Genomic DNA, 267 nt, shown 5'->3' on the forward strand with positions numbered 1-267 from the left:
CTCCAGAATGCGGGCGAGGCCATCGCGGAGTGTTGCGAGCCGGGCGCGGTCATAGAGGGCGGGATTGGCGTGCAGCTCGATCTCCGGCACACCGGATGCGCGGTCATAGAGGCTGAAGCCGATATCCTCGATCGGGCCGATCGAGACGTTGCGGGCGGTGAAGCCGATTTCGCCGAAGCGGCAGGCGTAATCGAACGCCATGACATTGACGGCGGGGCCGAAGCTGCGGAGGCGGGCGGGCAGGAGATCGCGCGCCAGGATCTCGCC

The 267-nt window shown here is 67.4% G+C and carries 1 protein-coding gene; it reads right to left on the reverse strand.

Going from position 1 to position 267, the window contains the following annotated elements; all coding sequences use genetic code 11:
• Window positions 1-267, reverse strand: a 267-nt coding sequence (locus tag ACYQ7X_RS17510) for a hypothetical protein (RefSeq protein ID WP_459698357.1), incomplete at both ends; no start/stop codon positions are given.

The sequence above is a fragment of the Acidisoma sp. C75 genome, assembly GCF_054665095.1.